The organism is Brevibacterium sp. p3-SID960 (assembly GCF_025144725.1).
In the GTDB taxonomy this organism is placed as follows: Bacteria; Actinomycetota; Actinomycetes; order Actinomycetales; family Brevibacteriaceae; genus Brevibacterium.
The window spans coordinates 18,422-31,621 of the sequence record NZ_JALXKS010000039.1 but is presented as its reverse complement, the minus strand read 5'-3'; the positions used below and the strand labels follow the sequence as shown (position 1 = coordinate 31,621).

Below are 13,200 nucleotides of genomic sequence, written 5' to 3'. Positions count from 1 at the left end.
GGCATGCCGGGCATGCCCGCACAGTGGCCACCATAGCGCGCCGCGGCGCTGTCGCCAGTCGCATGTCAGAGTCTGGAGAGGCTGTCGAGCCGACTCACGGCACACTGCCAGCCCCCACCTCGGGCCCGGTGGGTGAGTTCACAGGGCTGTCCGAAGTGAGTTCGCCGGGCTGGCCGGTGTCAGTTCGTCGGATCGGCGGGCTTGTCCGGCTCCCACGCCCACGGGGTGCGCTTGGAGTTGGGAAACAGATAGTCGACGAATTCGGCGGCGACCGGCTGCGGCTCGTGATTGGCCAGTCCGGGGCGCTCATTGGCTTCGATGAAGACGTAGTCGGGGCCCTCGACGTCGGGCACCAGCAGGTCGATGCCGGTGACCGGGATGTCGATGGCGGCCGCAGCGGAGATCGCGGCCTTCGCCAGCTCCGGGTGCAGCCGGTCGGTGACATCGTGGATGGTGCCGCCGGTGTGGAGGTTGGCGGTGCGCCTGACCTGCAGCCGCTTGCCAGGTTCGAGGATGTCGTCGAGGCTGTAGCCCTCCTCTCGCACTGTCGCCTCGGTCGACTCGTCCAGCGGGATCTTCGACTCCCCGCCGGTTGCCGCGGCTCGGCGCTTGGACTGTTTGCGGATGAGTTCGGCGACCGGGGTCTTGCCGTCGCCGACGACAGCGGCCGGGCGGCGGATCGCGGCGGCGATGACACGACCGGTGATGACGAGGATGCGCAGGTCCTCACCCTCGCAGAACTCCTCGAGCAGCACTTCGGAACCCTCACCTCCGGCGCGGCCGAGGGCGTCCTTGAGCTCCTTCTCCGTCTGCACGCCGATCGTGATGCCGGCCCCCTGCTCGCCGCGCACCGGCTTGACGACCAGCGGGCCGTACTCGTCGAGGAAGTCGACATCGCCGTCGTCGAAGCTGGCGTTGCGGCCCTGCGGGACGCGCACGCCGGCGGCCTCGACGATCTTGCGGGTCACCCGCTTGTCCTCGCAGCGGCTCATCGCCACCGCCGAGGTGTACTGCGACAGTGACTCGCGGGTGATGACCGTGCGGCCGCCGAACTCGAGCTGGATGTAGCCGGTGTCGGCGTCGAGCACGCTGACCCGGATGCCGCGGCGCGTGGCCTCATCGGCGATGATGCGGGCATACGGGTTGAGCTCGTCGAGCCCCTCGATCCGCGGCTGGGCGTAGAGCTGCTCGTTGATCGCGTTCTTGCGCTTGATGCCGTAGATCGGCACTCGTTCGAAGCCCATCTGCTCATACAGGCTGATGGCGGCTTCGTTGTTCCACATCACCGACAGGTCCATGAATGCCGCGCCGCACTCAGCCAGCAGTCGGGCGAGCGCCACGACGAGGAACCGGCCGAGGCCGCGGTGGCCGCTGGTCGTGTCGACCGCCAGCGTCCACAGCGAGGAGCCGCGCTCGGGGTCGTCGAACAGCTCGGAGTGGTCGACACCGGTGACGGTGCCGATGATCTCGCCGGTCGATTCGTCCTCGGCGACGAGGTAGTGCATCGATTCGGAGTTGCGGTGGTTGTCCCAGATGACGCTGACATCGGCTGGGACCATCGAGCGGGTGACGTAGATGCGGTTGATCGCCTCGCAGTCGGCCTCCGTCTCGATGGAGCGGACCTTCACGCCGGGCACTTCGACCGGGACGGGAAGCCGGCTCTCCAGATCGAGGCGGTAGGTGTGGCTCGGGTCGATGAAGTACTCCTCCGGATGCAGCGCCACAAGCACATGCGGATCCGAAAGGTACATGCAGATGTCGCGAGTGCCGCCTGCCTCGTCGCGCAGCACCCGGCCGATCTCCTCGATCTCTGAGAAGGTCTGGCCGAAGACGAGCCGGCCCCAGCCGAGCTCCTGGATGACGTCGTGCTTCATGGTCCCTCCTGCTGGGATGAGCCTTCAGTCACCGGACCAGGATCCCTGCCCCAGCCCGGTGGTGTCGGCGTGAAGTCAGTGGGTCAGGCTGCCGGGCCGGTGATGCCGTGGTTCTGCAGCCAGAGTTCGAGCAGGGCGATCTGCCACAGCCGGTTGCCGCGCAGCGGAGTGAGGTTGTCGTTCGGGGCTTCGAGCAGCGCCTCGACGGCGGCCGGCTGGAACAGGCCGCGGTCGCGGGCGACCTGGCCGGAAATCGCCTCGCGGACCTTCTCCAGATACGGGCCCTGCAGGTGCTTGAGCGCCGGGACCGGGAAGTAGCCCTTGGGCCGGTCGATGACCTCGCTCGGGATGACCCGACGGCCGACCTCCTTGAGGATGCCCTTGCCCTCCTGGGCAGTCTTGTACTCAGCCGGGCATTCGGCGGCGAGCTGGACGAGGTCGTGGTCGAGGAACGGCATGCGCGCCTCAAGGCCTGCGGCCATCGTCATGTTGTCCACCCGCTTGACCGGGTCGTCGACGGCCATGATCGTCGTGTCGATGCGCAGCGCCCGGTCGATGCCGGTGGTGGCACCCGGACTGCGGAAGTGCGCGTCGACGTACTCGGTGGAGACGTCGGAGCCGGCCATGAACTGCGGGGAGACGAGCTGGCCCATCTCCTCGTAGCTGCGGTCGAAGAACGACTGCTGGTAGCTGGCGAGCGCGGCCTCGACATCGTCGCCGGCCTCATACATCGGCGGGTACCAGTGGTAGCCGGCGAACACCTCGTCAGCGCCCTGGCCGGACTGCACGACCTTGACGTGTGTGGCGACCTCCTGGCTCAGCAGGTAGAAGGCGACGGCGTCGTGGCTGACCATCGGCTCGCTCATCACCCCGATCGCCTCGTCGAGCGCCGGCAGCATCCGCTCGGTCGAGATGCGCAGCTGGTGGTGGTTGGTCTTGAAGTGCTCGGCGATGACATCGGAGTACGTGAACTCATCGCCCTCTTCACCGCCGAAGGACTCGAAGCCGATCGAGAAGGTCTCGATGTCCTTCTGCCCCAGCTCATCCATGAGCCCGACGATGAGGCTGGAGTCCAGGCCGCCGGAGAGCAGCACGCCGACGGGCACGTCGGCGGCCAGCCGTCGGCGGACCGCTTCGCGCAGGCTGTCGTAGATTGCGTCCTGCCACTCGGTCTCGGACCAGCCGGCCTTGTCCTCGGCGGCGCCGTAGAGCGCCTGCCAGTACTGGGTCTGGGTCTGCGAGCCGTCGGTCTCGACCCACATGTAGGTTGCCGGCGGCAGCTTGCGCACGCCTTGCAGCATGGTGAACGGCGAGGGCACGACGGCGTGGAAGGTCATGTAGTGGTTGAGCGCCACCGGGTCGATGCGGGTGTCGACGCCGCCGGCGGCCAGCAGGGCCGGCAGGGTGGAGGCGAAGCGGAAGGCGCCGTCGGCCTCGGCGAAGTACACCGGGCGCACGCCCATCCGGTCGCGGGCGATGAACACGCGCCCGGAATCCTCTTCCCAGATGGCGAGCGCGAACATGCCCTGGAACCGGTCGAGTGCCTTCTCACGCCATTCAGCGAAGGCCTTGAGGACGACCTCGGTGTCGGAGCTGGTGCGGAAGGTGTGGCCGAGTCTATGGAGCTCCTCACGCAGCTCCTGGTAGTTGTAGATCGCGCCGTTGAGCACGATCGTCATGCGCACATCGGGGTCGTGCATCGGCTGCGCGCCGGTCTCCCCGAGGTCGATGACGGCCAGACGCTGGTGACCGAGAGCGACCCGCCCGTCATCGACGAAGCCGGAACCATCGGGCCCCCTGCCGGCCATCGCCGTCAGCATCGCCTCAACGGCGGTTTTCGCGTCCCCGTGCGGTGCCTGGGCTGTCGAGATCTGTCCGCAGATGCCGCTCACGCCGGCTCACATCCTTCAAGGTCGGTTGCAGTGCTCACCATCCTATACGGCTGCCGCCGCTGCGGGGCAGCGTCGGTCACCCTCGGCGCACAGCGGTGACGACGGTGAATCTCCGGTCCCGTGCCCACTGGCGACTGACCCCGAAAGTTCGCTCGACCGCACCTCGGTAGCCGAGGTGGGAGTTGTAGACGCAGACGAGCCTCCCGCCGGGTGTAAGCAGCCGGTGGGCGGTGCGGATCATCGCGTGTGCGGTGCCGGTCTCGACGGTGTGGCCGGTGTGGAACGGCGGATTGAGCACGATGAGGTCGCAGCTGCCGGTGAGCGCGTCGAGTGCCGGGTCGGCCGCTGCCGAGGCGTCGGCGAGGATCAGCTGGGCGCCCGGCTGATTTCCGCCTCCCAGGGTCGCCGCCGCCGAGGCGAGGGCGGCTTTCGAGACGTCGATCCCGATGCTCGTGGCGGGGTGGACGAGCGCCTGCAGGTTGGCCAGCAGCCAGCCGTTGCCGCAGCCGAGGTCAGCGACGGTGAGCCCGGCGGGATCGCGGCTGCTGTCTGCAGGCGCGAGGTCGGCGCGGTGGGCGATGAGGCTGGCGACGAGCACATCGGTGCCGTGGTCGATCTGGGTGCCGCCATAGCAGGCGCCGTAGGCTGCGACCTCGACAGGCTGGCCACCGGGCACCCGCAGCGGCCGGTCGTCGCGGCGCGGGGACGCCGGGGCAGGAGACTGATCTGCCGGGCCGGCGTGCGAGGCCCGCGGGCTGCTGCCGATGATGAGCCGGCATTTGGCCAAGCCGGGCGAGACGTCGACCCGGTCGAACACCTCCGCCAGCGCCTCGTTGATCGCCGTGCTCATATGCTTCTCGCGGCCGACGACGATGACCTCGCCGGCAGTGCCCGCGGCTGCCTGCAGGTACTCGCGCAGCGCAGCGGTCGCCTTCGGTGCCGCCAGCACGACCCGGCAGCCGGGCGGGAAGATCTCCGGGCCGCCCGGTGCTCCGCAGTGCCCGGACTCAGCCGCGATGTGCGGCTGCGGCAGGCCTGCCTCAGTGAGGAGACCTGCGACCGCGCTCCCCCGACGCTCGCCACGCAGGTCATCCCAATAGGCGGTGATCGCAGGGCCCGCGACGGTTGCGGCGGCCAACAGTGCGCCGTCGGCATCGTCGATGACGACCACCGGCCGCTCGGTCCACGGGCTGCCTGTCTGCCCCGCTTTCTGCGGCCGGCCGGAGATGTCGAGCCAGCCGCGGCTGCGGCCGAGCAGGTACTCGCACACCAGCCGGGAGGTTCCATGCCCGATCGGCCAGTCCGGCCACAGCCCGGCCACCACCTCGGCGGCGGGGCCGAGGCTGGAGCGCAGGGCAGTGTGATCGGGCACGGCGGCAGCCGGCAGCAGAGACTGGACCATGCCCCCAGTCTAGGGAGCAGCCGAAGCCCACCAGTCTGGCGAGCAGCCGAAGTCCACCAGTCTGGCGAGCAGCCGAATGTGACCGATGAAACGCCTCGGTGCATCTTCTGTTCGCCAGGCTCGGTCGATAGGCTTGTGAGCAGGACGTTTCCCGCGCGCGACAGCGAGAACCACGGCAGAGGAGCCAGGACGCATGACCATTCTTGTCGGATACACCCCCAGCCCCGAAGGCATGGCAGCCGTCGACTTCGGCATCGAGCAGGCGCGGGCGTTCGACGAGGCACTGCTCGTGCTGAACGCCGGGATCGGGGAGGCGCACGAGGAGAAGGGCATCGCCACCGCCGAGGACCTCAAAGAGCTCGGCGACAAGCTTCAGGCCGCTGGGATCCGGCAGGAGCTCAAGCAGTTCCTGCGCGGCAACGACCCGGTTGAGGAGATCCTCGCCCTCGCCGAGGCGACGCCGGAGGTCCGCATGATCGTCATCGGTTCGCGTGAGCGCTCGCTGGTGGGCAAGCTCATCATGGGTTCGACCGCCCAGCGCATCATCCTCGGTGCCGAGGTGCCGGTCGTGTCCGTCAAGGCGAAGAAGAGCAGGGTGAAGAAGAGCTGAGGCCCGGATCGGGCGAGCGGCGGCGAGGACCGGGCGAGCGGCGGCGCCAATGCGGTGCGCGCTCGTCGAGTGCGGCCGTGAGATCTGCCAGGAACTCCGGGATATCGGTGCGCTTCGTGACCCGGAAGTACTCCCACCCGGCGGTGCGGAAGGTGCGCTCACGCTGGATGTCATGATCCCACTGCCACGCATCTGTGCGGTGGTGGCTGCCCTCGTACTCGATGGCGATCCGCGCTCCCCGATAGGCAAGGTCCGGGTGGTAGAGCTGCTCGGCGCGCGGCAGCTGGATCGGTGTGCAGACAAGCGGTGTCGGCAGTCCGGCACCGACGATGTGCAGCCGCAGCCGCGTCTCCTGCGGCGAGCCGACCTTTTCATGGGCGAGGTCGAGGGCGGTGAGCAGATTCTTCTTGCCGAAGACGTTGCGCGCCTCAAGCGCGGCAGCTCTGATCCGCTCGACTGTGGCCACCGGGTTCGTCCGCCATGTCCCGCACATCGCGTCGATGACGTGGACGAGCTCGCCGACGTTCATGACGCGTGCGAGTTCGTAGACGACGTAGTCCATGCGGTTGAGCCGGACGCTGTAGATGACGTGGGGTGCGTAGCGTGGCGAACGCGTGGCTCTGACACCTTTGCGCCGCAGCCGATGATCTTCAGGGATTGTCACAGTCAACTCTCGCCCTGCCAACCGTCGAGGCACCGGCCAACCGCGCAGAAGTGCCGCAGTAACCTGACTGCCCAAGGCGTCCGGGCGCACAGCGTTGAGGCATGCGAGTTCGAAGCGCGCCCGGTACCACTCTTCGTCAGCCCATGTTGGCCCCGGAGGCAGCCGCGGCTGCGACGGGTCGATCGTGACACCATGCCAGTGGGTTGAGAGGCGATTCCGACTTCGGTACATGGCATAGTGCGAGATGCTCTTGCCTGCCGGGGACGATGATGAGACCGGCGTTCGGTCGAGGTCAGGATTGTGGTTCCGGTTTTGGGCGGCGTTTCTGCTCATGTTGCGTAGCTTGGGCCGAGCCTCGCGGTGGAGCGAGCAGTTGTTCTCGGTTGTGGATAGTCGCAGACGCCCAAAGTCAGTGCGCAGACACACAACCTGACCGAGTTTCAGCCCACGAGTATCGCTCTCGAGACGCAAGAAGAAGCGCGTCACAACGGGGCACAACGAAAAGACTGGTCACATTTTGACCCTGATCGACCACTTCGAGAGCCAAACTTCGACCAGTCTTTTCACACCCCGCCTGCACAGAGGACGACAAGCCTCAGATAGACCCGTCCCACTCCCCTGTACAGCACTGCGGGCCCCGGTCGTCATGACCAGGGCCCGCAGATTCAAGCAGTTGAACTGCACGCAGCTACCAGCGCACCGGCTGTCAGCCGCAGCAGCTCTCAGCGCATCAGCTCACTCAGCCGAGCAGCTCGCGCATGATGCGTGCCGTCTCGGACGGGGTCTTGCCGACCTTGACGCCTGCAGCTTCGAGCGCTTCCTTCTTCGCCTCGGCGGTGCCGGACGAGCCGGAGACGATCGCGCCGGCGTGGCCCATGGTCTTGCCCTCGGGTGCAGTGAAGCCGGCGACGTAGCCGACGACCGGCTTGGTGACGTTGTCCTTGATGTACTCGGCGGCACGCTCCTCAGCGTCGCCGCCGATCTCGCCGATCATCACGATGGCTTCGGTCTCGTCGTCGTTCTGGAACGCTTCGAGCGCATCGATGTGGGTGGTGCCGATGATCGGGTCACCACCGATGCCGATGCAGGTGGTGAAGCCGAGGTCACGCAGCTCATACATCATCTGGTAGGTCAGCGTGCCCGACTTCGACACCAGGCCGAGCTTTCCGCGGTTGGTGATGTTGGCCGGGGTGATGCCAGCCAGCGACTGCTCGGGGCTGATGATGCCCGGGCAGTTCGGGCCGATGATGCGGGTCTTGTTGCCCTTCTCGCAGGCGTGCGCCCAGATCTGGGCGGAGTCCTGGGCCGGGATGCCCTCGGTGATGATGACGAGCAGCCCGATGCCGGCGTCGATGGCTTCGAACGCGGCGTCCTTCGAGAACGCCGGCGGCACGAAGGCCACGGAGACGTCAGCGCTGGTCTTCTCCATCGCCTCGGCGACGGTTTCGAAGACGGGCAGCTCGATGTCCTTGCCGTCCTTGTCCTTGTGGGACACGGTGGTGCCGGCCTTGCGGGCGTTGACGCCGCCGACGATCTGCGATCCGGCTGCGAGCATCCGGGCGGTGTGCTTGGTGCCTTCACCGCCGGTGATGCCCTGCACGATGATCTTCGAGTCAGAGTGGAGGAAAATCGACATGATTCTTAAGCCTTTCGGATGGGATCAGCGGCTGGCGGCGAGTTCGGCTGCCTTGTCGGCGCCGCCGTCCATCGTGTCGGTCAGGGTCACCAGCGGGTGGTTGGCGTCGTCGAGGATCTTGCGGCCCTCATCGACGTTGTTGCCGTCGAGGCGGACGACGAGCGGCTTCGAGGCGGTGTCGCCGAGGATCTCGAGAGCCTTGACGATGCCGTTGGCGACCGCGTCGCAGGCGGTGATGCCGCCGAAGACGTTGACGAAGACGCTCTTGACCTGGTCGTCGCCGAGGATGACGTCGAGTCCGTTGGCCATGACCTCAGCCGAGGCGCCGCCGCCGATGTCGAGGAAGTTCGCCGGCTTCACGCCGCCGTGCTCCTCACCGGCGTAGGCGACGACGTCGAGGGTCGACATGACGAGTCCTGCGCCGTTGCCGATGACGCCGACCTCGCCGTCGAGCTTGACGTAGTTGAGGTCGAGCTTCTTGGCCTTGAGCTCGAGGGGATCCTCAGCGCTGATGTCGCGCAGCTCTTCGTGGTCCTCGTGGCGGAAGGAGGCGTTGTCGTCGAGGGTGATCTTGCCGTCGAGTGCGATGATCTTCCCGTCGCCGGTCTTGACCAGCGGGTTGACCTCGACGAGGGTGGCGTCCTCTTCGACGTAGACGGTCCACAGCTGCTTGAAGACCTCCGCGACCTTCTCCGCGTCCTCACCGTCGAAGCCGGCTTCGGAGGCGATCTCGGCGGCCTTGGCATCGTCGATGCCGGTCAGCGGGTTGACGTCGACCTTGGCGAGCGCTTCGGGGCGCTCCTTGGCCAGCGTCTCGATCTCGACGCCGCCTTCCTTGGAGCACATGGCGAGGTAGGAGCGGTTGGCGCGGTCGAGCAGGATCGAGAAGTAGTACTCCTCGGCGATGTCGGCGCCTTCGGCGATCATGACCTTCTCGGTCGTGTGGCCCTTGATGTCGAGTCCGAGGATCTCCTCGGCCTTGGCGCGGGCGTCCTCGGGAGACTTGGCGAGCTTGACGCCGCCGGCCTTGCCGCGGCCGCCGGTCTTGACCTGGGCCTTGACGACGACGGTGCCGCCGCCGAGCTCCTGGGCTGCGGACTGTGCTTCCTCCGGCGTCTGAGCGACCCGTCCGCCGAGCACGGGCACACCGTGCTTCTCGAACAGGTCACGGGCCTGATACTCAAAAAGATCCACGTGAGTTCCTAACGTCAGTGTTGGTGCCCCGGCGCGCGGTCGGCCCGGATGCCGGATGCTCCTTCTGCGGATGGCTGGGGTCACCGCCGCCGAGGCGGCCCTCACCTGAATGCGGACCGCTGGGCTGGCATGGCTCCAGCGCATGTCGACCATTCTTCACTTTAGTAGGCTTCGGCGGTTTGGCCACATCGTCGACGGGTGAATCCGGCTCATCGTAATTGAGAGTGTAGAACCGGTCTGAAGCCTCCGGACTCGAGCAGACATCTCGCGATGTAGTGCGTGAGGTTGCCGAACCCCCAGCGCTGAGCCCCGTAGATGTTCGAGCCTGCCATTGATTGCTTCAGTTGGCCCGTTCGACGTTCCCGGTCGGCTGAAGAACGCCAGGACATCAGCAGCTCGACGCTTCAGAGTCCGTCCTAACCGCTTGAGCTCGACCAGTCCTGTCGGCAGATTCGTCGTCAGATCGTCGATGACCGATTGTCGGAGCTTCTTGCCCTCGTTGCCGTCGTTGGTTCGGTAGGCGCTCACAATGTCTTGATAGACCGCCCAGGTGACTTCGACGGCGGTGAAGTTGGCGTCGGCGAAGAGGCTTACGATCCTCTCGTGCTGTTTGGCCGTGAGCAGATCAGCACCGGTGTGCAGAGTCCTGCGCGCTCGATACAACGGGTCTGTTGCTCGTCCGCGATGCCCGGTGGTCTCCTGCTGAATGCGGCGGCGTACCTCGTCGAGGGCATCACCGGCGAGTTTGACGACGTGGAACGGGTCCATGACTTCGACAGCCTCGGGCAGTTCCTCAACGGAGGCTGTTTTGAAGCCGGAGAATCCGTCCATCGCGACGACGTCGATGCCATCACGCCAGTCTTTCGGTCGGGCTTTCAACCATTGCTTGAACACCTGTTTCGACCGTCCGGGCACCATGTCGAGCAGGCGTGCCGGGCCTGCTTCCTGGCTGATGGGAGTGAGGTCGATGATGACGGTGACGTACTTGTCACCGCGCCTGGTGTGCCGCCAGACGTGTTCGTCGACACCAATGACGCTGACCCCGTCGAACCGGGCCGGGTCGTCGATCAGCAGTCGATGTCCCTGCGCGAGGATCGCGGAGTTCGCGGTGTGCCAGGCCACGGCGAGTTTGCGTGCGATCACGGACACAGTGTCGTGGTCGATGACGAGGGCACGCAGCGCCCAGTCGAGGCCGGTTCGCGAGATCTTCGCTCGTGGTGGCGCCGCAGCAGTGGTGTTCTGACGCCATACGCGGCCGCATTCGACGCATTTGTACCGGCGGAGGCGAATGTGAAGCGTGGTGGGCCGGTGGCCGAAGGGTTCGTGGGCGAGGCGGCGGACGACGCTGTCGCGGACGATCCCGTGTCCGCCACACCGTCGGCACCAGTCATCGGCAGTGTTGGGCTGGCATTCCAGAATGGCTTTGTGCCCGGTGATGTGCTGGCCAATGCAAGTGAGGTCAAGAGAGTCGAGTCGGCAGAATGTCGTGAGGTCAGGAGATGAGAAAGTAGGCTTGGACACGTCGAGGTCTTTCGGATGGACTGTGTGAGAACTTCCATCATCGGAAGACCTCGGCGTCTATCCGGGCAGCGCCACGCCGTGTCCTGGAATCACTGATCCACACCCTCAATTACGAAGAGCCGTGAATCCCGCGCGCCGAGTGTGATTGTGCTGACGTCTGGGCGGGCCTGTGGCCGCCCGCAGGTTCATCGATATCACGATGCTTTTACATTGATATCAAGATGCTTTGCGGGAAAGTATCTTGACGTTGGCTCTATCGCAGTAGACTGGGGTCATGGATGAAGTCGATCGGATCGTAGCTGCATGGCGGCGCGAGCGCCCCGATCTCGATGTCGCTCCGATGGAGGTGCTCTCGCGGGTCTCCCGGCTGGCCAAGCAGCTGGACAAAGCGCGCAAGTCGACCTTCCATGACCATGAGCTGGAGGTCTGGGCGTTCGACGTGCTCTCCGCGCTGCGCCGCGCCGGCGAGCCCTATGAGCTCTCCCCCTCCCGGCTCATCAGCGAGATGATGGTGACTTCGGGGACGATGACCAACCGCATCGATCGTCTGGTCAAGGTCGGCTGGGTCTCCCGCCGCCCAGATCCCAAGGACCGCCGTTCCATCCTTGTGACCCTGACCGAGGTCGGCAAGCAGAAGGTCGACAACGCCCTGTCTGACCTCCTCGTCCATGAGGCCGACCTGCTCGCCGAGCTGACCGATGCCCAGAAGCGCAAGCTCACCGAGCTGCTGCGCACCCTGTCAACCGGTTTCGAGACCGGTTCGCGCATCGTGACCCCGGAGACTGCCACATGACGGCTGACCGCCTGATGTTCGCCGACCGCTTCCCCACCGTCGACGGCGCCCTCGGCCCGCGCGACCTCGGCGGCCTGCCCGCTGCTGGGGGCCTGACCCGCCTCGGGCGCGTATTCGCCGGCGGGCGCCGCGAGCTCATCACCGCCCGCGGCATCGAGCAGCTGGCTGACCTGGGGATCCGTTCGGTCGTCGATCTGCGCGCCCCTGCCGAGGCGGGCCGCCGGCCGACCGATCCGCAGGTTCCCGAGGCGGCGTGGGACCGGTTCGCCATCCGCACCTGCCCGGTCGAAGACTTCAGCGATGAGGCCTATGTCAGGGCCATTGACCACCCGTTCCTCAACCATCCCCAGCAGTACCCGCTGCTGCTCACCCACTTCCCGCCGCTGGTCGCCGGTGCGCTGGAGAGTCTCGCCGAGGCGCTGGAGACCGGCCCGGTGTACCTGCACTGCTCGGCCGGCCGGGATCGCACGGGGCTGTTCTCGGCCTGGATGCTGCAGCTGGCCGGTGTCGAACCTGCGGTCATCGCCGCGGAGTACGTCCGCTCGCTCGCTGTCGTCAATGAGCACCACAAGACCTCCGGGCATCCGGTGGAGTACTTCATGGATGCGGACGAGTTCGCCGCCTGGTCGGGTTCCCGGAAGGCGGCGCTGCTGGAGTTCCTCGACCGCCACCCGGCCGAGGCGACGCTGGAGCAGCTGAGAATCTCCCCGGCACACATGTCCGCCTTGACCACTCTGCGGCCGTGATTCTCTAGACTCAGCATATGAGCCGACGCCTCCTCATCTTCCCCGCCGCAGCGTGCGCCTCCGGTCTGCTGCTGAGCGGCTGTGCCGTCAACGAGTCCGAACGTCCCGAGCAGCGACCCTCTCTGTCCCCGGAGGAGGTCACCCCGGTCGAGACCCCAGACTCCGCTCCCCCGGTCGTCGTCGTCGACACCACCCCGGGTGGGGCGAAGGAGAACGACCCGCTGTGGCAGGGCCTGGAGAGGGCCGCCGCCAACGGCGAGGAGGCCTACCTGAATGTCTACCTGCGCACCTTCGGCGATGTCGCCGATTCCGGCGAGGTGTCGCTGACCCCGGACATGCCCAACAGCGTGACCGTCAACGTCGATGCTGAGCAGGTGAGCGCGCACGAGGGCAGCTTCTACCAGGTGCTGGGCACCTTCGAGGTCGAACAGCTCGGCGATTCGGCGTTCACGCTCACGACCGTCAGCGGCGATGAGATCGCCGAGCTCAATCCGCAGGGCCCGGATTCGCGGGCCCGCTGCACGGCCGATGACGCCCAGGACCGCATCGAGCTGGCGGCCTCGGATCTGGCCGAGGATCCCGCTGAGCGTGAGAACATGCGCCTGCGCTGGGCTGCCGCACCCGAGGTGTGGTGGGGCATTCAGCAGACGGCGCTGTCCCTGCGTGATTCCGGCGGCGACTTCGCCGGCGATTTCCTCGGCGAGGCCTGCGGCCCGTACCGCGACGGCGCCGGCAGCGGGGACTCCGGCAGCGGAAACGGCTCCGGTGGCGGCGCCGGCAGCGGGGGCGGCTCAGGCGGCGGCCCCGGTGATGACGCCACGTCGAACGACGACACCGAGCAGAGCGAACTCGGCGGCTGATTCCAGCC

Annotated in this window: 10 protein-coding genes and 1 pseudogene; 4 read left to right on the top strand and 7 right to left on the bottom strand. The window is 66.8% G+C overall.

Annotated elements, in window-relative coordinates:
• Positions 1 to 179: 179 nt before the first annotated feature.
• The 3 genes from ngg to M3B11_RS11240 all read right to left on the bottom strand — a co-directional run bounded on the left by ngg (position 180) and on the right by M3B11_RS11240 (position 5,168).
• On the bottom strand, positions 180 to 1,874 hold the full coding sequence (gene ngg, locus M3B11_RS11250) for an N-acetylglutaminylglutamine synthetase (RefSeq protein WP_259877531.1): 1,695 nt from the start codon (positions 1,872 to 1,874) through the stop codon (positions 180 to 182).
• A gap of 83 nt (positions 1,875 to 1,957) precedes the next feature.
• A complete protein-coding gene (locus tag M3B11_RS11245; RefSeq protein ID WP_259877530.1) occupies positions 1,958 to 3,766 on the bottom strand; it encodes an N-acetylglutaminylglutamine amidotransferase in 1,809 nt (602 codons plus the stop codon).
• A gap of 76 nt (positions 3,767 to 3,842) precedes the next feature.
• The gene (locus M3B11_RS11240) at positions 3,843 to 5,168 is read right to left on the bottom strand and encodes a class I SAM-dependent methyltransferase (protein ID WP_259877529.1); all 1,326 of its coding nucleotides are present in this window, start codon (positions 5,166 to 5,168) and stop codon (positions 3,843 to 3,845) included.
• Between the two features lie 193 nt (positions 5,169 to 5,361).
• Between M3B11_RS11240 and M3B11_RS11235 the strand changes: the two genes are divergently transcribed.
• Positions 5,362 to 5,778 (top strand): universal stress protein, encoded by a 417-nt coding sequence (locus tag M3B11_RS11235; protein WP_259877528.1) that lies wholly within the window; start codon positions 5,362 to 5,364, stop codon positions 5,776 to 5,778.
• On the opposite strand, the gene M3B11_RS11230 is transcribed toward M3B11_RS11235, so the two are convergent.
• From M3B11_RS11230 to M3B11_RS11215, 4 genes and pseudogenes are all read right to left on the bottom strand, one after another.
• Complete coding sequence (locus M3B11_RS11230; RefSeq protein WP_259877527.1) at positions 5,744 to 6,442, bottom strand: hypothetical protein; 699 nt, start codon at positions 6,440 to 6,442, stop codon at positions 5,744 to 5,746. The two genes, M3B11_RS11235 and M3B11_RS11230, sit on opposite strands and share 35 nt — an antisense overlap.
• A gap of 739 nt (positions 6,443 to 7,181) precedes the next feature.
• Complete coding sequence (sucD, locus tag M3B11_RS11225) at positions 7,182 to 8,078, bottom strand: succinate--CoA ligase subunit alpha (protein ID WP_102161603.1); 897 nt, start codon at positions 8,076 to 8,078, stop codon at positions 7,182 to 7,184.
• A 24-nt stretch (positions 8,079 to 8,102) separates the two neighbouring features.
• Positions 8,103 to 9,272 carry an ADP-forming succinate--CoA ligase subunit beta gene (gene sucC, locus M3B11_RS11220; protein ID WP_259877526.1) on the bottom strand — a complete coding sequence of 390 codons (1,170 nt, stop codon included), beginning with the start codon at positions 9,270 to 9,272 and terminating at the stop codon, positions 8,103 to 8,105.
• 209 nt (positions 9,273 to 9,481) lie between these two features.
• Positions 9,482 to 10,793: pseudogene (locus tag M3B11_RS11215) on the bottom strand (ISL3 family transposase).
• Positions 10,794 to 11,067: 274 nt separating this feature from the next.
• On the opposite strand from M3B11_RS11215, the gene M3B11_RS11210 reads away from it, so the two are divergent.
• From M3B11_RS11210 to M3B11_RS11200, 3 genes are read left to right on the top strand one after another with little or no spacing between them, the layout of a single operon-like run.
• Positions 11,068 to 11,586 (top strand): MarR family winged helix-turn-helix transcriptional regulator, encoded by a 519-nt coding sequence (locus M3B11_RS11210; protein WP_165882397.1) that lies wholly within the window; start codon positions 11,068 to 11,070, stop codon positions 11,584 to 11,586.
• Positions 11,583 to 12,332 carry a tyrosine-protein phosphatase gene (locus M3B11_RS11205; protein ID WP_259877525.1) on the top strand — a complete coding sequence of 250 codons (750 nt, stop codon included), beginning with the start codon at positions 11,583 to 11,585 and terminating at the stop codon, positions 12,330 to 12,332. The genes M3B11_RS11210 and M3B11_RS11205 overlap by 4 nt, the downstream gene beginning before the upstream one ends.
• A 17-nt stretch (positions 12,333 to 12,349) precedes the next feature.
• Positions 12,350 to 13,192 carry a hypothetical protein gene (locus tag M3B11_RS11200; protein WP_259877524.1) on the top strand — a complete coding sequence of 281 codons (843 nt, stop codon included), beginning with the start codon at positions 12,350 to 12,352 and terminating at the stop codon, positions 13,190 to 13,192.
• Positions 13,193 to 13,200 lie beyond the last annotated feature (8 nt).

What these genes read in the sequence shown, in the direction of transcription:
- M3B11_RS11240 (WP_259877529.1), bottom strand. Translation starts at nt 5,168, where the DNA reads ATGGTCCAGTCTCTGCTGCCGGCTGCCGCCGTGCCCGATCACACTGCC.
- ngg (WP_259877531.1), bottom strand. Translation starts at nt 1,874, where the DNA reads ATGAAGCACGACGTCATCCAGGAGCTCGGCTGGGGCCGGCTCGTCTTC.
- M3B11_RS11210 (WP_165882397.1), top strand. Translation starts at nt 11,068, where the DNA reads ATGGATGAAGTCGATCGGATCGTAGCTGCATGGCGGCGCGAGCGCCCC.
- M3B11_RS11205 (WP_259877525.1), top strand. Translation starts at nt 11,583, where the DNA reads ATGACGGCTGACCGCCTGATGTTCGCCGACCGCTTCCCCACCGTCGAC.
- sucD (WP_102161603.1), bottom strand. Translation starts at nt 8,078, where the DNA reads ATGTCGATTTTCCTCCACTCTGACTCGAAGATCATCGTGCAGGGCATC.
- M3B11_RS11235 (WP_259877528.1), top strand. Translation starts at nt 5,362, where the DNA reads ATGACCATTCTTGTCGGATACACCCCCAGCCCCGAAGGCATGGCAGCC.
- M3B11_RS11200 (WP_259877524.1), top strand. Translation starts at nt 12,350, where the DNA reads ATGAGCCGACGCCTCCTCATCTTCCCCGCCGCAGCGTGCGCCTCCGGT.